This window comes from Paenarthrobacter sp. NPDC091669 (genome assembly GCF_044756725.1).
GTDB classification, from domain to species: Bacteria; Actinomycetota; Actinomycetes; order Actinomycetales; family Micrococcaceae; genus Arthrobacter; species Arthrobacter bambusae_C.
Map to the genome: position 1 here is coordinate 293,128 of NZ_JBIVTK010000007.1, position 16,013 is coordinate 309,140.

Sequence of the window (16,013 nt, forward strand, 5' to 3'; positions counted from 1 at the left end):
GGCAGCGACGCGTTGAGACCGCTTATCGTGGGGTGGTAATTGGATTGATCGCCCCGCAGAGAAGGAGAACTGTGCCTGTCACCGACACTTGGAAAAAGGTCCGAACGACCACCGCCTACAAGGGCTTCGTGACGATCAACCGTGAAAGCTACGAAGAACCAAATGGAGTGGTGACCGACTGGGATGTCATTGCCGGCCGTGACTCTGCGGCAACCCTTGCCTTCACGCCTGCAGCAAGTCACGTCGTCCTATTTGAACAGTTCCGCGTGGGGCCCGAGAAGGCATTACTGGAACTCCCCGGCGGATACCTCAATGCTGACGAGCAACCCTCGGATGCAGCCCTTCGAGAGCTACGAGAAGAAACCGGCTACCACTCAGAATCAACTTTCTACGCTGGCTCGGAGTGGTGGGCCGCGAACTCGTCCCGACGCAAGCATCTTGTCATTGCGGCCAACGCATCGGAAAGATTTGACGCGGCCTGGGACGAGTCTGAATCCGGCGAGGTCCGATTTCTTCCCATCTCGGAACTCATGGATTTTCTGGTCAGCGGTGAACTCACCGACGCTGGCCTTGCCTGCCGCGGCCTGGCAGCTCTCGCCCGCAGTAATCCCGAGACCAAACCTCTCACAGATCTACGAAACTGCATCCGCAAACTCCTAGTGACCCATTAGCGACTGCCCTAGCCAAGTTCTGGTCAGCTTCGGCTCTAGAGGAGCCGGACCACACGGTTGTCCGGTGGAGGATCCTCAACCGGGCGACCCTATCGCGTGATGCGCTCGAATCATCCGGTACGTATGCAAGGCTGGTCAAATGGAGCTTCAGCCGACCCCTACCCAGGCCATGGCCCTGTTGACCTCCGGGCTGTTGGACGTCAGTGAATTCCCTGACATTGCTGCCCAGTGGCTGGCAGATGGCATGGATTCGGCGAACCTTCGCATGCTTGCCGGCGCCGACAACGAGGATCCAAACGACATCCGCGACCTATGGACGGCAACCCTGAAGGACCTAGAGATCCAGGCCATTCCACTCGAAAACCGGTGGCCACTGATCTGGACATACGAATTAGCCACATGGAAAGCTGGCAGCGAACCAGGGGGCAAGTCCTCCGAGACGCCGTTCAATACCTTCGAGCAGTCGACTATGCCGACCGAGACGCCGAGGAAGCGTATGCCCTATGGCAGCTTTGGGACGAGCTCACCAGCAACTACATCCCTCCAAGGACCGAAGCTGAAATCTGGGCGGACGTAGACAGGTACCTCCACAACTTCGATTGACTTACTTGCGCAACCTCTGCGCTTCGAACAAAAGCCGTACAAGACAGCCGGTATGGAACGGTATGGCGCCCGGATAGGGATCCTCATTCGGACGTGGTTGGCCACCTGAATATGTTTCTGTTTGAGCAAGGAGCTTGGACAGCTCGGCCTGGAGTCACGGCACCACTGAAAAGACGGGGAACTGGTGCCGATAGTCTGTTTTCATGGAAGTGTCACAGCCTGAGCCTCGAGATGCGGATTTAGTCGATCTCTTGAATGCTCGTGACGGCATCGCAACCCTGGTGGATGTACGGGACGGGCCTACTTTCACAGTTTTCAACATTGCCTGGGGATACGACCTCGGCGATGAATACGCGCATATGACAACTAATGCGAGCCCGTTCGTGGCTGGTCTACCGATCGATTTCTTCTTCACGGACCGCGTCATCCAGGTCCGGGATGCCTCGACGGGGAGGGTCCTATACTCACGTCGTTGAAAGATTCACACCGGGCATGGCGGGCGGTGCAATACCCTGTCGGGCAGGTGCCCGGCTGGGTATCCCCTTACGGGCACCTGCGCGGCATCGAAGGACAGCAAGAAAGCCGCCAGCCAACAATCAAATCCACGATGGGGGAGTGTGTCCCGCCACTGAGGATCCCAATTCCAAGGAAGTGGAACATCCGACCGCACCGCCAATATCGGGTGACGTGCCTGTCTTGTAACTAACGATGATCACCGATCTCGAAACACCTAGTTGCGAGGCATAGTTGCATCCCAAGGGTTACGAGACGTGAGCTACCGCCAGGTCTCATTGGCTGGTTAGACTCGGGCGGTGAAAGCTGCCGCAATTTTGGCGTTTCCTCGCCGCTGCTTCTGGGCGCTCCTGTCATTGCGGGGGTTGCATGAGTCGAAACTCATTTCCATCCAACTCTCATTGTCACGGGTTCTCTACCGGAGGAGACTGGGGCGACGGCATCCCATCTCGGACCGCCTGCGAGGCCACCCGGCTGCGGGGCCTCACAGTAGCTTGTAGTGGCCTGGTGGATCAATGAGTTCCATGACACCCATCGAAAAGGCCGCTCAGCGGTCACGCCATCTCTTGCCCTTGCTGACTATCGCACTGATTGGAAGTCTCGGCGGGTGCGAGTATGAGTCCGACGACGCATCCCTGCCGTCTGCCAGTTCTCCGATGACGGAGGCTCGCACGGTCCCACCGCTGCCTGAGAGTCGCGACCCTCGCACGGTCCCGCCGCTGCCGAAGAGTGGCGATATCGACGCCGGCACATATCTAGTCCCCGTCGACGGCTACAAGGAGCCTTTCGAGATCACCGTTCCAGGCGGCTGGTCTGCTCTCGACGGCAATAGCCTGGGCAAGGATGACCCGGATCACCCGGCTGAATGGGCCGTCCACCTGACCCTTGGGTCCGCGTTCTATGTGTCGATGGACCCATGCAACTGGAGGGGTGCCCTTGCCGATGTCGGTCCTGCGGACTGGGCCTTCACTAGGGCGATGGCGGCGCAGTCAACAACGGCAAGCACTCCTCCTGTCAAGATCATGGTGGGCGATTACCCCGGCTTCGAGTTCGACCACTCCGTCGAGGGCGACGTGGACATCCCGGCCTGCGACAGCGGCAAGTTCTGCATCCACTCAGAAATGATGTACCACTGCACACACTGGTACTCGACTCAGAATGAACACGAGACCTACCGGGTGGTCGACGTGGAGGGCCGGCGGGCTGTCGTTGCGGTGGGCTATATCGACGAATCGATCAATCCGGAGCTGATGAGAGAGGCGCGCGCCGTTTTCGACTCGATCGTGTTCAGGTCCTTCAAGTGACCAGCTGATCCGATAGGCGATCCCGCCCGCGGTCTCCGCTGCCCAGGGGAAGAAATCCTGGGAGCAAGAGTCGACTTCTGGGCAGATGAAGCACGCATATGCGCCAGTGAGGGGCAATCCTTTGAGCTTTGGTATGGAAGGCACATCGGGCACGGTGTCGTCCAGCAGATCCTTTAGAGATGTGTGTTTCGGCCGTAAATAGCGGTCTTTCGCAGCGCTATTTGGTGCACGACTCAGCCACGTAAGGGGATCCCCTTACGGGCACCCGCGCGGCATCGAACGGTAGCAGAGAATTCTTGGTTGACAATCAAATCCGAGGTGGGGGAGTGTGCCTGCCAATGAGGTCCCATTTCCAAGGAAGTGGAACACCGAAACCGCGGCAGAGCAGCGAGGTCTGCGTAGCATGATTCCTAGCGAGCAGGAAGGCGCGAGTACATGTACATGTCCTTGCGCTGGCCGCCAATCTCTAGCCAGCTCCTCAATGTCCCTTCCCGTACGAACCCGCTGCGCTCGGCTGCGCGCCAGGAGCCCTCATTCCAAGGCTCGACGTAGAGTTCCAATCGATGAATCCCGGGTTGCGCAAGACCCCAGGCGGCGAGGGCACCTAAAGCAGAGGAGGCAGCTCCCTTCCCTCGATGGGCTGGTGCCACCCAGTAGCCAATGCTCGCTCGGCCTTGGCTGAGGTTCTTTAGCCACAGTCCGATTTGGCCCACCGCCTGATCAGAGGAGGAATCAGCAATAGCGAAGGAGTACCCGGTGCCAATAACTAAGCGTTGGTGCTGTCTTTCGATGAAGGCCAGAGCTGCCTGGCGCGAACCGCTGGCGGGAACCGTCGTGATGGCAGGAATTAGTGGATCGCTCGAGGCTTCCTGGACCACAGGAACATCAGCTGCCGTAAATGGGCGGAGCCTGTAAGGGGGCGCAACGAGTACAGGCTGCTCCAGAGGACTCATTCTCAGACTCTACGCGGAGCCCCGGGCAGCGGGGGAGATACCGAAACTGCCACCGTCCCACTTCCAAAGAAATGAGACGGCTAGGCGTGTAGCGTTTAGGGCACCCCGGATTCTGTTGATCGAAGCAACACCCAGTCCAGGGAGTTCCTTCGATGTATCAACAGTCCGATTCGCCCAAGGGCAGCACGAATCAACGAAGATGGGGGCATGAGGATTGGAGAACTATCCACTAACACTGGCGTTAGCGTCAGGTCGTTACGCTACTACGAGCAGCAGGACCTGCTTCAGCCGCAGCGCACGTCGGCAGGTCATCGTTTCTACTCGCCCCAGGATGAACTTCTAGTACGTCAAATCCAGGACCTGCTTGAAGCTGGCTTTTGCAGCTCCGTAATACGAACATTGCTTCCTGCTCTAAGCAATCCCGTAGAAAATCGCGAAATGCTCCAGGCGGCCTTGACTGCTGCACAGGCGCGGCTCGAGAGCGAGAAGGAATCCATCGCAGCTGAACTTAGGAAACTGAAACGGCTTGGCGATCAGTACGGGCTTGTACCTGACACCCATGTCACCCTCCAAAATGATGGACATGACTCCTCCACAACAGCCCAAGCAATTGCGTTTGATCATCGAAACAGACGACTTCGATAGCGCCCTGCGTTTCTACCGTGATGTCCTGGGTCTTGAAGAACAGCCCGCTTTCGCAACTGAGGGTGAGGATCGAGTGTCAATACTGAACATTGGGACGGCGACAATTGAACTTGCCACGCACACACACGTTCGCAACATCGACGCGATCGAAAATGCACCATCTGCCGAAGGTCCCACGCTTCGCATCGCCCTAGAGGTGGACAACACCGAAGCTGCGATGACCTGCGCTGAAGAGGCTGGGCTGACGGTGCTCGCGCCACCAATCAGAACCCCATTCGAGACCATCAACGGAAGAGTCCAAGGTCCTGACGGCTGGCAATTGACCTTCTTCCAAGAACTCGAAACTTTGCAAGAACGCACCAGGAGGAAGGGCTTCACCACCGACGCCCATCGAGGCCGCTAAAGGATCCCCTTGAGGGCTGCACAGGCGCCAAAATGGCGCCGTGGAAAGCCGAGACTTATCGCCGATCACATCGAAACCCACCACGAGAAGTCGCAGTCGCTGCCGCGACCACCTGACGAACATCTACGTCCTCAAATCTAAAGCGAGGTCGCCGGAAGGAACCTATGTCCCGTCACTACTTCAGCCGCCAGCTCTACCAGTCTGCAGCGCCATTTTCCCATTACGTTGAACACGGAAACATCGGGTACACCGCCGGCATCATTGGCCAACGCCCCAGTACAGGGGAGCTGGTTTCCGACGATGTCTCCCAGCAGTGCGATGCAATGCTGAGCAATTTGCAGATCCTGCTTCACGAACAGGGCCTGACCTTGAGGGACTTGCTGCGTACCACTGTTTACCTGACTGACTACCGGGACTTCGCAGCCATCAATGACGTATTCGCGGAGCGCCTGTATGAACCGTATCCGGCCCGCACTACCGTTCAGGTGGCGTCACTGCCGCTGGGCGCCAAAGGCAGATTGAATCAATAGTGGCTGTTCCTGAGCAATCTAGATTCGTTCCCCCCCGCGAGCTCGGGCAGCCCAGCCCACTGAGTTAGGCCCTCAGCAGCTACCGACGGCGGCCCCGCCCGTCCGTCATCCGCACCGGGTTGTCCCAGCCGGATGTCCCCCTTCCAAGGAAGTGGGACGCGCAGGTCGTTGGAACATTTTCGATTGGCTCATGCACTGACGAAGCAACCAGTGTGCTTCTCTATGGTGATGGGACTCTTCCGAGAACGGACAACTGTGCCTGGTATGTCGGCGGGATCGGACCGGCTTACTTTCAGAAAGCCGAACGAGGCCAAAGTCGGCTGGATGGTGGGGAGCCGGCGGGCTGCTATCGGTTACGCCGTACTTACCCCCGTTTTGGTCATGCTGCTTTCCGGCGGCGGAGGTTCACCCGTGGGGTTCCTGCTTGCTTTGGGTTTCGTCCCCGCGCTGACAATGATGCTCACGTCCTTGGCTGGGCTGCCCGTGCGCCGCATCCCTAGGATCCGGCGTTGGTGGATACGTCATGGCGAGATCGCCATGGTCGGTGTAGTCCTCAGTCTCGGACTGACCGCCTACGGCCATGCCACCGGGCACGATGTAACCGTTTTGGATCCAGAGCTTTCCATTCCCATCACTCTGTACCAACCCGCGTGGGCCTACTCTCTGCCCGGCTGGTTCATGCTCTCATTCTTCGCAACGCACATGTGGATCCCTCCGCGGTGGAAGAAGCAAACAGTGACGCCATAATCCGCAGCTCCGCCCACATCTCGGGCCATCCCAGTTCCAAGGAAGTTGGATAAGCGATCGGATCAGTGACTTGCAGCGCTGCTTGTCATTGCTGGCTCTTGTGCGTTTGTGTTTCTTCCCGCGAAGGCCAGCATGATGGCGGCGAAGCCGAGGAGGCATGCGCCGATGAGTGCGGGTGTCTGGATCGAGACTCCCACGAGTGTTGCTCCGCCTGCGGATCCTGCTGCGATTCCTGCGTTGAACGCGACTACTGCCGCCCCGGAGGCTATGGTCTGGTTTCCGAGGGATCGGTCGAGGATTTCTGTTTGCATGAGGGTAGGTAGCAGGCCGAAGCAGGTTCCTGCCAGCGCTGCAGTTGCGAACACTACTAAGGGTCCTGCGAGCAGGGCGGCGCCAGCGAGGATGACAGCTTCGGCAATTAAGACGATAAGCGCACGTTGCAGGCGTCTTTTGCCGGCCAGACGTCCGGAGAGTGCTGTGGCGATGATGACGGCTCCTCCGTAAACCGCCAAGACAATGGACGGCTGGGTTCCTGCGTGGGTGGCCAGGGGTGCGAGGAACGTGTAGTAGGAAAAGTGTCCGGCCAGGCTCACGGCAAGGATGAGGGCTATGGGCACGAAACTTCCGCTGGAACCGGCCGTGGTTGTCATCTCAGTGAGTGTGGTCCGTGCTTGCGGTTGCGGTGCGCAGATCATGGCTGCGAGGACGCCGCAGGATGCCAGGGCAAGGGGGATCCGCCAGTCGAGGGAGCTTAGCGCTTCGGCCGCGGGTACGCCGAGGGCGAGGGCGCAGCCGTTCCCCAGGAGAACCCTGGCTGTTGCTTTGCCGGTGTTGTTGGGCGCGGCCGCGGCCGCCAGAGCCAGGACCAGGGGGAAGAACGCGCCGTGGGCGGCTCCTTGGATTGTTCGAAGGATCAGATAGGTCGACATGTCCGGGGCAGCGCTGGTGGCGAGGCCGAGAACTGTGAAGATGCCGGCGGTGAGGATGGCTGTTTTTCGGAGATTGAATCGTTGGGCCAGGGCTGAAAGCGGAAGCGCAAGTACCGCTGTGCTGAGTGCGTAGAGGCTGGAACCGGCGGCGGCGGTTCCAATGTCTGAACCGAAGGCCTTGGCGATGTGTTCCAGCGCACCGGTGGGGGCCATCTCGACTGTGACGGCGAAAAAGAGGGCGAAGGGCAGGGCCCAGGCTGTGAGCTGCCCTGCCCTTCGCGTTTCAGATGGCACGTTCACTTTCGGGCAGCTCGGGGACCCTGGGCGGGAGGTTGCTGGTGACCGTCTCAGGGTACGTCCTGACGCTTAGCAGGATGGTTTCCGTCTCGGCCCGCAGGGTTCCCTGGTCTTGGGCTGGTGCCAACAGCACGGAGCCCGCTGACAGCTTCCGGCCTTCGATGTAGACCTCACCGGAAAGAATGATGAACGCTTCGTGCACGCCTTGGTCGCCGAGGGCCATACTTTGCTGAGGTGCCAGCCTCCAGTGCTCGATGGCTTCTGTTTCGCTGTGCAGCATTCCGCGGCGGATCAGGCAGCTCCAGTAATCTGCCGGGTCCGGTGTGTTGATGATCATGAGCCGGGGGTCCTGAGCTCTACGGCAAACAATTCCACATCGGAGGTTGCTGCCAGCGCGGCAGGAGACCCGTTGGGCACCAGGAATGAAGTGGGCGCATCGATGGTGGCGGTGGTGTCGGCAAATGAAAGGGTAGCGCTGCCGGTGTTGAGGAAACCTGCGATTTCCGCGCCGGGCTTCCCGAGGTTCAGGCTATTTCCTGCGGCGAGGGTGTGCCGTTCGATGGCGGCCAGTGGCCCGTCAAAGGTCCCTTGTGTCTCGACTCGGGGGGTTGCGTGGAGATCATGGATCCGGGCAGGCATGGGCGGCCTTTCTGTGTGAACGGTGCCTTCGAGGTGGCTCTGGGTGTGTGGTGTGAGGGTCTCAATGACCCACCAGTTCAGCGTCGTCGAGCCGGTGTTACGCAGGCCGTGAGTGTTCCCTGGTGTCGTCAAAGCGAGGGTCCCTGGGCTGACCTGGTGCGCTGTTCCGTTGAGGAAGAACTCCCCCGCTCCATCCAGGATCAGGTAGATTTCCTCGGTGCGGGTGTGGCGGTGTTCACCGCTGACACCCCCTGGCGGGAGGGTCGCCCATTCCACGGCTTCTGTCGCGGATTCGAGCTCCCGCCGAGTGTAGAACGCCTTCCAGCCGGTGGTGCCTGCTGCTCCGTGGACGCCCAGGACGGTGGCGTGTCCGGTGGGGGTGCGGGGCCGGGGTGGCACTTTGGTGAGGATGTTCATGCGGCAGACCTTTCCAGTTCCCGGTTCACGGCGCCGGTGAGGATGTTCAGTGCTGCTTCGATGTCACCGGGTGTGAGGTCGTTGATGAAGGTTGCCGCGCCGATTCCGGTGGGCAGAGGCAGGCGCTGGAGTCCATTGCGGTGGCGGGTGGTGTCGATGAGTGCCGTAACCAGGACATCGACGTTCATGGAGGGGTGGGTGACAGGCAAACCCAGTGCACGCATGACGCTAAAGATCCGGGAGGCTTCGTCTACGGTTACCAGGCCCCGGTGGACGCTGATGGCGGTGGTGAGCGCCATGTCCAGGCAGACGGCTTCGCCGTGGAGCAGTTCAGGTAAGGCGGTCATTTCCACGGTGGGGGAGAAGGTGTGGCCGTAGTCGACCAAACGTTCCAGGGTCTGTTCCCAGAGGTTGGGTTCCAGCTCTTCGAGCATCCCGGTGATGGCTTTGTCGATGATCTGTTGTTCGGCCTCGGTGTGCTGTTGGAAACGTCCGGACAGTGCAGCCGCGCCGTGCTCTTCGAGCAGGGCGAACAGTTCTTCGTCCTTGACTAGAGCGATTTTGAGAATCTCCGCGAGTCCGTTGGAGACATGGCGTGGGTCCAGGGAGCTGAGGAAGGAGGTGTCGAGGAGGTTGCGGGATGCGGCGAAGTAGGTGCCGATTTTGTTTTTGCCGGTCTGGAAGTTCACTCCGGTCTTGACTCCGACGCTCGCGTCAACGATTCCGATCAGGGTGGTGGGAACTCTGACGAAGGGTGTGTTGCGGCGGTAGATGCTGCAGGCGAAACCAACGATGTCTGTGAGGACTCCGCCGCCGATGGCGATCACGGGTTCACGCCGACGGTCGAGTTTGAAGGTTTCGATGGCTTCGAGGACAGTTTCCACGGCCGTCCAGCGTTTATTCGTTTCGCCGTGGGGCAATACCAGGATCTTGTATTCGGAGAGGTTCGCTGCGGCGTAGGCGCGGATTTTCTCGCCGTAGAGGTCGTTGACGGTGGTGTCGGTGACGATGAGTCGTCGTGCGCCGTGTTCTCCATCGACCAATGTCGGGTTGGCTGGGTCAAGGATGTCAAAGGTGGTTTCGACGCTGTATTGCACATCCTGCTGGGCGGAGACGGTCCATGCGCGGTTGATGGTAGTCATTTCAGGCCTCTCGGGAGATGGTGGGTCGTGCGGGGAAGGGGTTGCGGGAACGCAGTGCGTTGTTGGAGGGGACTTCGACCAGCCGCCAGAGCAGGTAGGCGCAGCCGAGGCTGAGCACGAAGGCGGCCAGAATGGTGATGGCTGCGGGCAAGGGCTGCAGCGTGGCCTGTCCGACGATGGTGCGGGTCAGGGTCAGGATGATGTCGTGGACCATGTAGAACGCGAAGGACAGTTCGCCCAGGCGGACCGCTGTGTGGGAGGCGAAGATTCCCGGCGGGGAAGTATCTTGCGCTGCGGCGATGACAAGCAGCAGCACGGGGATGACGTAGGCGGCGTCCATTTGCCAGGTGATGGGGAGAAAGAGGGACCCTCCGTAGCCGAGGGCCGCGAGCAGGAGGGCCGGGCCGAGCGGGATGGTCGGCAGGGTTCTCTCACGCACCGCCCGGGCTGCGAGCATGCCCAGGGCGAACTCGAGGAGCCTGACCGGGGGGAGTGCGTAGACTGCCCAGATTTGCGGGATGGAGGCGCCGAACAGCGGTGATTGGGCGTGGTTGGGGCCGAAGAGTTCCCCGGCGGGGAGCAACCCGGCGGCCAACGGTGCCAGAGTGATCAGTCCGATCAGTGCAGCGCCGATGAGAAGTAGCCGGTGGCGTGGGATGCGGTTCACCAGTGGCAGCACGAACGGGAACGCGAGGTAGAAGAAGAGTTCGGCTGAGAGCGACCAGCTGGGGTGGTTGATGCTGAAGAAAGCGGTGTCGGCCGGTATCCAGGCGTGGATCAGTAACAGGTTGGCGACCGCTTCACCGATTGTGGAGGCCCCGATCCCGCCGATGGCCAGGGCGATGAAAAAGGTCACGGCATGGTTGGGGACGATTTTGGCGATTCGTCGCCAGATGAATCTTCCGGGGGTGTCACCGGCGCGGGCTGACCACATGAGGACGAATCCGGAGAGGATGAAGAAGAACGTGACGCCGAACCATCCGCCATTTTTGAGGATGAACTGCAGGGGTTCAACTAGGCCCGAATCGCCGAGGTAGAAACGGCTCAGGCTGATGTGGAAAGCGAAAACAAGCAGCGCAGCGTAGAAGCGGAGCCCCGTCAGGGCGTCAAGGCGGCGGGCAGTTACCGGAAGTGTGCCGGTCGGTTCAGGCAAGAGGGATGCTTTGGGCATGGGAGAACACTCCCTTCGGGTCGTAGGTGGCACGTGCGCGTTTGAGGCGGGGCAGGTTGCCCTTGTAGTAGAGGTCGAACGATGTGAGTCCGGAGGTGTTCCAGGTGCCGTCGTCAAGGTCCGTGTCTGCGTAGTTGACGAAAGCGCCATCTGCCGTTGAGTTCAGCGGAGGGACGCCGCCGGTGGAGGCGAACATGCCCTGGTAGGTGCTGCGGGTCCAGGCGACGTTGGTTTGGTCATCTTCGGAGTTGTCCCAGATGGAGACCACTTGGAATTTGATGATGGAGTCCCGTTGGGGGACGGCTGTCGCGTCCGGGGCGACGGAGTTCACAGCACCTCCGTAGGAGGCGATCATCAGCAGTGCTCCGGGGTTGGTGATCGTTGGATCGTTCAGGCCGCGGTACGCAGCGGCGACCGCCTCGGGTGTGTACGTACGACGCAGGTACGCTGACTTGCCTTTGAACCGGCGGGTGGAATCGGGCCCGGTGAACCCGGTCCATTGCGTGGCCTGCATCCACGGCACGGTCCGGCGCTGGGTTACCTTGCCCGCAGGAACTCCCTCCGAGATGGCCGCCAGGTAGCGGTCCAGGACGCCTTCAGCATCAGGGGTCGCTGCGTCAACGATGGTGTCCATGGTGATGAAACCGTTGGAGCGGTGCCAGGTTTTGAGCTGGGCAAAAAGGTTCGCTTCCGGGGTCCCGGGGGCGGCGTGGGTTTCGTGCCACTGACCGTGGTTGTTCAACAGGCGAGTAAATGATGCTTCATCGATGTCATCCCAGGACCAGGAGACGGTGCTGAGCCAGACGTGACGTGGCGGTGAGGGCAAGGCCTTTTCTGGCCGGTTTTCCGTGGCTGAGGGGCTGCGGAGCCAGTAGCGGGTCGCGATGCCAAAATTTCCGCCCCCGCCGCCGGTGTAGGCCCACCACAGATCGTGGTGCCGGTCCTGCGGGTCACGGGTGCCGCGGCTGGTGGTGACCGAACCGTCCTGGCGGACGTGGACGGCTTCGACGGCGAGGAGGTGGTCGACGACGAGGCCGTCGCGGCGGTTCATTGATCCGTAGCCGCCGCCGGCGATGTGGCCGCCGGCAGCTACGGTGGGGCAGTTCCCGGCGGGGACATAGACGCCCCATTGCTTGTAGAGCAGTTGGTAGACCAGCCCGAGCTGCGCGCCGGCGCCTACCTCAAAGGCATTCATCTCGGGGTCCCAGCGGACTTGGTCAATGGCGGAGAGGTCGATGATGGATTTTACGGCGGGGTTGGCGACGAATCCTTCGTAGCAGTGCCCTCCGCTGCGGGCAGATGGTTTCAGTCCCAATCGCAGGACGGTGCGAAGTTCCTCGGCGACCTCGGCTGCTGTGCGGGGGAATGCGATGCGCTTGGCCTCACCTTTCCACCGCAGGTTCGTGCCTTGTTGCAGGTCATCGAACTGTTCGGAGAGTGAGGTGATGACTTGATAGCCTCCGGTTCGGGCTGGGGTCTTCTCGGTCGCTTGGGCGCGGGCGGGCGCACTGGTCAGGGCGATGGCGCCCAGCAGTGCACCACTGGCGCTGAGCATTGACCGGCGCGAGGCGGTGAGGCTCAAGAGAACGCTCCGATCGCGATGGGGGTTCGGAGCGCAGCGGCGTCCTTTTCGTAGGGCAGGGTACCGTCGGGCATGTTGATGATCTCGAGCTGGAGCCCGAATGGTGAGTTGACGTACACCCACCTGTCCCCGGCGATGGGTCCATCTGTGATGGTCTCGGGTTCACCCAAGGTGGTGTAGCCGTTGATGGTCCGGAAGGAGCCGACCGTCTGGTCCACGTCGTCGGCGTGGAACGCGACGTGATGGCCGCCCAGGTCGCTGTTGGCTGGCCGGGGTGAGGGGGAGCTCCCATGGAGTACTGCTACCGGAAGTCCTTGGTCACTGCTGAAGAGGTAGCCAGTGGCCCCGAATGCTGTGATGGCCTCTTGTTGGCTGAAGCCGAGCGTGGATGTCAGTTGCTGTTGGGCGGTTGCGAAGTCGTATCTGCTCAGCGCAACTGCTCCGAGGAGACGCTGCACTGGTCTGTGCTGGATTGCCAGATTGATCCCGGAAGGCAGTGCTACCTCATACCCGTTGATCGGGTGTTCGATGGGGCGGACTGTCGCGTTTTCGTTGTAAAGCCTGGCGATCACGCGGTCAGGGTCCGGGGTCTGGAAGATGAGGAAGAAACTGCCCGCCGCTCCCGGGGGAGTGTCCCAGGAGCGGCGTTCGGCGCCGTCGTATTCGAAAAGTTCGAGGTTGATACCGCGAACGTTCATTGCGGTCACCGTCAATGAGCAGGTTCCCCGAGCCCCCAGTTTCGCCGCCATCCATCCGGGTTCCCGATCAGTGATCGGTCCTTCTACGTAGCAGACCTCAGCGCCAAGGGCGTTCTTAAGGTCGTGGGTCGCTTGGCGAAGTGATCTGATAGTGAGACCGAAATGGTCAATGCCACGAATTCGGGCACGGTTCATGATTCCCCCTGGATGTGATGCGAGTCAGGCCTAGGTTGGGCCCTGTGCGGATGTGACGCGTTAGAACGCGGACGCGTTAGAACGCGGACGCGGTACGCGTCCAGATGGTGCTGGTGGGTTAGAGGTTGGTGCCGCCGGTGGCGTCGATCTTCTGCCCGGTGATCCAGCGCGCTTCGTCGGAGGCAAGGAAACCTACGATGCTTGCGATATCGTCGGGCTGGCCAACGCGACCCAGGGCGCTGCTGGCAGCTACCCCGGCTTGGGCTTCTTCGTTTCCGCGGAGCCAGCCAGCGTTGATGTCGGTGTCCACGACGCCTGGGGCGACCGAGTTTACGGTGATTTCCCTGGGCCCAAGGTGTTTGGCGAGAGTCAGGGTAAAGGCCTCAATCGCGCCCTTGGTGAGGGCGTAGCCGATGATTTCCGGGAATGCTATGCGGGTGACGCCGGAGGAGATGTTGATGATGCGGCCCCCGTTAGCGATTCGGGTCAGCCCTTCCTTGACGATGAAGTAGGGTGCGTTGACGTTGATAGCCTGCTGGGTTAGGAAATCTTCCCGGCTGAAGTCTTCAATGGCCCCCCGCAGGGTGACCCCGGCATTGTTCACGAGGACGTGAATTGGCTGGTTCAAGACTCCGGCTTCGGCAGCGGCTTTGTCGTAGGCGGCCCAAAAATCCTGTGCTGCGGTATCGGCTCCAAGGTCTGCCTGGAAAGGGAAAGCCTTTCCTCCCGCAGCTTCGATTGAGGCCACCACCTCGGCGGCCGCCTTCCCGTCGTGTCCGTAGTGGACAGCAACAGTCAAGCCTGCGGTGGCAAGTTGGGAGGAGATTGCCGCGCCGATCCCTCGGCTGGCTCCAGTCACAACGGCGATGTGGTCTTTGTGTGTTTCGCTCATGAATGAGATACTTACATACGTTTAGCGATCACTACAAGAAAGATGTCGAAACTTAAATGTGGCGCTGGCCACAGCATGAAAAACCACTCTCGTGGAGGCAGCCGGAATAGATGCCGGCTGCTGGGGGCTCTTCTTGAGAGGAACGACGAGAGGACGACGATGTCAGGAAAAGCAGGCCAAGGCCGGAAATTTAATATCGACGACGCCCTGGAAGCAGCCACTTTGGTCTTTTGGGACAGCGGATACGAGGGCACCTCCTTGGCGGAGCTCACAAAAGCCATGGGCATCAATCCGCCCAGCCTGTATAAGGCCTTCGGTTCCAAGGAGGACCTCTTCTTCTCCGTTGTGGACCACTACAACGCAACCCACGGAAGCTTCATGTCCGTCGCCTTCACAGAAGAAGAATCCGGACTGAAACTCATGCGTCGGCTGCTGATAGAAGCCGCCGACCACTACCCGTCAACAACGTTCCCGGGAGGCTGTCTGGTGATCAGCTCCGCCGTCGCGGTCACCTCCGCGAACCGCCACGTCGCAGAACGGCTGTCCAAAATGCGCAACGACAACATCCTGGCCATGGCAGAAGCACTGACTCGGGATCGCGAAGCAGGCCGGATCTCCAAATCCACCGACACCCATGCAATGGCAGCCTTCGTCGGAGCGACGCTACAAGGTATGAGCCAGCAGGCCCGCGACGGCGCAAGCAAAGAGGACCTCCTCCGCATCGCCCACTACGCCATCACCGCCATCGGGGCCTAACAAGCGACACGGCCAGACGCCGCGCGGCCAGTCCAGACCGCCGGGGTGCAGCAAGGCCGTGAAGCCAGCCCGCCACCACTCTGAAGAACTCCGGTAACCCGTGAATGTGCCGGCTTCCCCAGGATCGTCCCAGCCACGGTTCCACTTCCAAGGAAGTGGAACGCCTGCTCAGACGGTTGAAAGTGCGTGGACTGCGCCTGCCTCAATAACCGAAGCGCCGGCACCGGCATCTGCGGTTGCTCAGGCTGCGCCGGGTCGCTGCTGCTCAGGCGGCGGGCGACTTGCTCAGTGGGTTTTCGGGCGAGGGTTCTCGAGGGCCTGAAGGAACACGGAACAAGGGCATGAGCCACTGGATCAACGGTCCGATCAGAAACGCTTCGGCCACGGTACCGATCCCCAGGGTCCCGCCCAGCAACCAGCCGGCTGCGGCAACTGTTACCTCGATCAATGTGCGGCAAGTGCGGATTGACCAGCCGGTCCGCTGCGCCAGGCCGGTCATCAGCCCGTCCCGTGCACCTGGGCCGAAGGAGGCCCCAAGGTAGCAGGCGCTGGCGACGGCCAGGAGCACCAGCCCCCCGGCAAGGTAGGCGACTTGCCAGAGTAGTCCGTTGGCTTGAGGAATCAAAGGTATCGACAAGTCGACGAAGGCGCCGATCAGCACGGCGTTCGCCAGAGTGCCCCAACCCGGGCGCATCCTCAGGGGGATCCATAGGAGGAGCACGAGAAAGCTGATCGCGATGATGACCATTCCGGTGCTGATTCCCGTCAGCCGGCCCAGGCCTTGATGAAAGATATCCCAAGGTGAGATTCCAAGCCCAGCCTTGATGAGGACGGCGATGGAAAAGCCGAAGAGCGAAAGGCCTGCGAGCAATTGAATGATTCTGCGTACCAACATCACATCAGCCTCCCGCAAACTGGCTCTGAAA

Annotated in this window: 19 protein-coding genes and 1 pseudogene; 9 read left to right on the forward strand and 11 right to left on the reverse strand. The window is 60.7% G+C overall.

All coding sequences use genetic code 11. The features are described from left to right. Positions 1 to 71: 71 nt before the first annotated feature. From ACIQLI_RS14090 to ACIQLI_RS14105, 4 genes are all read left to right on the forward strand, one after another. Positions 72 to 671: an NUDIX hydrolase gene (locus ACIQLI_RS14090; protein WP_400389445.1), complete on the forward strand. Its 600-nt coding sequence runs from the start codon at positions 72 to 74 to the stop codon at positions 669 to 671. A gap of 139 nt (positions 672 to 810) precedes the next feature. Beyond that, on the forward strand, positions 811 to 1,248 hold the full coding sequence (locus ACIQLI_RS14095; protein WP_400389448.1) for a hypothetical protein: 438 nt from the start codon (positions 811 to 813) through the stop codon (positions 1,246 to 1,248). Positions 1,249 to 1,525: 277 nt separating this feature from the next. Then, on the forward strand, positions 1,526 to 1,750 hold the full coding sequence (locus ACIQLI_RS14100) for a hypothetical protein (RefSeq protein WP_400389451.1): 225 nt from the start codon (positions 1,526 to 1,528) through the stop codon (positions 1,748 to 1,750). A gap of 552 nt (positions 1,751 to 2,302) precedes the next feature. Beyond that, positions 2,303 to 3,091, forward strand: coding sequence for a hypothetical protein (locus tag ACIQLI_RS14105; RefSeq protein ID WP_400389454.1), 789 nt, complete (start codon positions 2,303 to 2,305; stop codon positions 3,089 to 3,091). A 410-nt stretch (positions 3,092 to 3,501) separates the two neighbouring features. Here ACIQLI_RS14105 and ACIQLI_RS14110 read toward each other — a convergent pair whose 3' ends face one another. Next, positions 3,502 to 4,044 (reverse strand): GNAT family N-acetyltransferase, encoded by a 543-nt coding sequence (locus ACIQLI_RS14110; protein WP_400389457.1) that lies wholly within the window; start codon positions 4,042 to 4,044, stop codon positions 3,502 to 3,504. A gap of 207 nt (positions 4,045 to 4,251) precedes the next feature. Between ACIQLI_RS14110 and ACIQLI_RS14115 the strand changes: the two are divergent. Beyond that, positions 4,252 to 4,443 (forward strand): annotated as a pseudogene (locus ACIQLI_RS14115) (MerR family transcriptional regulator); the annotation flags it as partial. 12 nt (positions 4,444 to 4,455) lie between these two features. Here the strand turns inward: ACIQLI_RS14115 and ACIQLI_RS14120 are convergent. After that, positions 4,456 to 4,629 (reverse strand): hypothetical protein, encoded by a 174-nt coding sequence (locus ACIQLI_RS14120; protein ID WP_400389558.1) that lies wholly within the window; start codon positions 4,627 to 4,629, stop codon positions 4,456 to 4,458. On the opposite strand from ACIQLI_RS14120, the gene ACIQLI_RS14125 reads away from it, so the two are divergent. The 3 genes from ACIQLI_RS14125 (at position 4,628) to ACIQLI_RS14135 (ending at position 6,369) form a co-directional block, all read left to right on the forward strand. After that, a complete protein-coding gene (locus ACIQLI_RS14125; protein WP_400389459.1) occupies positions 4,628 to 5,092 on the forward strand; it encodes a VOC family protein in 465 nt (154 codons plus the stop codon). The genes ACIQLI_RS14120 and ACIQLI_RS14125 overlap by 2 nt on opposite strands. Positions 5,093 to 5,256: 164 nt before the next feature. Beyond that, complete coding sequence (locus ACIQLI_RS14130; RefSeq protein WP_400389461.1) at positions 5,257 to 5,622, forward strand: RidA family protein; 366 nt, start codon at positions 5,257 to 5,259, stop codon at positions 5,620 to 5,622. Between the two features lie 264 nt (positions 5,623 to 5,886). Further along, on the forward strand, positions 5,887 to 6,369 hold the full coding sequence (locus tag ACIQLI_RS14135) for a hypothetical protein (protein ID WP_400389463.1): 483 nt from the start codon (positions 5,887 to 5,889) through the stop codon (positions 6,367 to 6,369). A 62-nt stretch (positions 6,370 to 6,431) separates the two neighbouring features. Here the strand turns inward: ACIQLI_RS14135 and ACIQLI_RS14140 are convergent, their stop codons facing one another. The 8 genes from ACIQLI_RS14140 to ACIQLI_RS14175 form a co-directional block, all read right to left on the reverse strand. Then, positions 6,432 to 7,592: an MFS transporter gene (locus ACIQLI_RS14140; RefSeq protein WP_400389465.1), complete on the reverse strand. Its 1,161-nt coding sequence runs from the start codon at positions 7,590 to 7,592 to the stop codon at positions 6,432 to 6,434. After that, complete coding sequence (locus ACIQLI_RS14145; RefSeq protein ID WP_400389467.1) at positions 7,582 to 7,932, reverse strand: hypothetical protein; 351 nt, start codon at positions 7,930 to 7,932, stop codon at positions 7,582 to 7,584. Before ACIQLI_RS14145 ends, ACIQLI_RS14140 begins: the two co-directional genes overlap by 11 nt. Next, positions 7,929 to 8,651, reverse strand: coding sequence for a cupin domain-containing protein (locus ACIQLI_RS14150; protein WP_400389470.1), 723 nt, complete (start codon positions 8,649 to 8,651; stop codon positions 7,929 to 7,931). Before ACIQLI_RS14150 ends, ACIQLI_RS14145 begins: the two co-directional genes overlap by 4 nt. Next, positions 8,648 to 9,793 (reverse strand): sedoheptulose 7-phosphate cyclase, encoded by a 1,146-nt coding sequence (locus ACIQLI_RS14155; protein ID WP_400389473.1) that lies wholly within the window; start codon positions 9,791 to 9,793, stop codon positions 8,648 to 8,650. The genes ACIQLI_RS14150 and ACIQLI_RS14155 overlap by 4 nt, the downstream gene beginning before the upstream one ends. A gap of 1 nt (position 9,794) precedes the next feature. Further along, positions 9,795 to 10,964 carry an acyltransferase family protein gene (locus tag ACIQLI_RS14160; protein ID WP_400389476.1) on the reverse strand — a complete coding sequence of 390 codons (1,170 nt, stop codon included), beginning with the start codon at positions 10,962 to 10,964 and terminating at the stop codon, positions 9,795 to 9,797. Continuing rightward, entirely contained in the window at positions 10,939 to 12,546 is a 1,608-nt protein-coding gene (locus tag ACIQLI_RS14165) for an FAD-dependent oxidoreductase (RefSeq protein ID WP_400389479.1), read from the reverse strand. Before ACIQLI_RS14165 ends, ACIQLI_RS14160 begins: the two co-directional genes overlap by 26 nt. Further along, positions 12,543 to 13,244 (reverse strand): hypothetical protein, encoded by a 702-nt coding sequence (locus ACIQLI_RS14170; RefSeq protein WP_400389482.1) that lies wholly within the window; start codon positions 13,242 to 13,244, stop codon positions 12,543 to 12,545. Before ACIQLI_RS14170 ends, ACIQLI_RS14165 begins: the two co-directional genes overlap by 4 nt. A 313-nt stretch (positions 13,245 to 13,557) precedes the next feature. Continuing rightward, the gene (locus ACIQLI_RS14175; RefSeq protein ID WP_400389485.1) at positions 13,558 to 14,331 is read right to left on the reverse strand and encodes an SDR family oxidoreductase; all 774 of its coding nucleotides are present in this window, start codon (positions 14,329 to 14,331) and stop codon (positions 13,558 to 13,560) included. Positions 14,332 to 14,490: 159 nt separating this feature from the next. Here ACIQLI_RS14175 and ACIQLI_RS14180 point away from each other — a divergent pair, with 159 nt between their 5' ends. Then, positions 14,491 to 15,087: a TetR/AcrR family transcriptional regulator gene (locus ACIQLI_RS14180; protein ID WP_400389488.1), complete on the forward strand. Its 597-nt coding sequence runs from the start codon at positions 14,491 to 14,493 to the stop codon at positions 15,085 to 15,087. 265 nt (positions 15,088 to 15,352) lie between these two features. Here ACIQLI_RS14180 and ACIQLI_RS14185 read toward each other — a convergent pair whose 3' ends face one another. Further along, positions 15,353 to 15,982 (reverse strand): YitT family protein, encoded by a 630-nt coding sequence (locus tag ACIQLI_RS14185; RefSeq protein ID WP_400389491.1) that lies wholly within the window; start codon positions 15,980 to 15,982, stop codon positions 15,353 to 15,355. Positions 15,983 to 16,013: the final 31 nt, after the last annotated feature.

What these genes read in the sequence shown, in the direction of transcription:
- ACIQLI_RS14095 (WP_400389448.1), top strand. Translation starts at nt 811, where the DNA reads ATGGAGCTTCAGCCGACCCCTACCCAGGCCATGGCCCTGTTGACCTCC.
- ACIQLI_RS14105 (WP_400389454.1), top strand. Translation starts at nt 2,303, where the DNA reads ATGAGTTCCATGACACCCATCGAAAAGGCCGCTCAGCGGTCACGCCAT.
- ACIQLI_RS14110 (WP_400389457.1), bottom strand. Translation starts at nt 4,044, where the DNA reads ATGAGTCCTCTGGAGCAGCCTGTACTCGTTGCGCCCCCTTACAGGCTC.
- ACIQLI_RS14125 (WP_400389459.1), top strand. Translation starts at nt 4,628, where the DNA reads ATGACTCCTCCACAACAGCCCAAGCAATTGCGTTTGATCATCGAAACA.
- ACIQLI_RS14120 (WP_400389558.1), bottom strand. Translation starts at nt 4,629, where the DNA reads ATGTCCATCATTTTGGAGGGTGACATGGGTGTCAGGTACAAGCCCGTA.
- ACIQLI_RS14130 (WP_400389461.1), top strand. Translation starts at nt 5,257, where the DNA reads ATGTCCCGTCACTACTTCAGCCGCCAGCTCTACCAGTCTGCAGCGCCA.
- ACIQLI_RS14135 (WP_400389463.1), top strand. Translation starts at nt 5,887, where the DNA reads ATGTCGGCGGGATCGGACCGGCTTACTTTCAGAAAGCCGAACGAGGCC.
- ACIQLI_RS14145 (WP_400389467.1), bottom strand. Translation starts at nt 7,932, where the DNA reads ATGATCATCAACACACCGGACCCGGCAGATTACTGGAGCTGCCTGATC.
- ACIQLI_RS14150 (WP_400389470.1), bottom strand. Translation starts at nt 8,651, where the DNA reads ATGAACATCCTCACCAAAGTGCCACCCCGGCCCCGCACCCCCACCGGA.
- ACIQLI_RS14155 (WP_400389473.1), bottom strand. Translation starts at nt 9,793, where the DNA reads ATGACTACCATCAACCGCGCATGGACCGTCTCCGCCCAGCAGGATGTG.
- ACIQLI_RS14160 (WP_400389476.1), bottom strand. Translation starts at nt 10,964, where the DNA reads ATGCCCAAAGCATCCCTCTTGCCTGAACCGACCGGCACACTTCCGGTA.
- ACIQLI_RS14170 (WP_400389482.1), bottom strand. Translation starts at nt 13,244, where the DNA reads ATGAACGTTCGCGGTATCAACCTCGAACTTTTCGAATACGACGGCGCC.
- ACIQLI_RS14175 (WP_400389485.1), bottom strand. Translation starts at nt 14,331, where the DNA reads ATGAGCGAAACACACAAAGACCACATCGCCGTTGTGACTGGAGCCAGC.
- ACIQLI_RS14180 (WP_400389488.1), top strand. Translation starts at nt 14,491, where the DNA reads ATGTCAGGAAAAGCAGGCCAAGGCCGGAAATTTAATATCGACGACGCC.
- ACIQLI_RS14185 (WP_400389491.1), bottom strand. Translation starts at nt 15,982, where the DNA reads ATGTTGGTACGCAGAATCATTCAATTGCTCGCAGGCCTTTCGCTCTTC.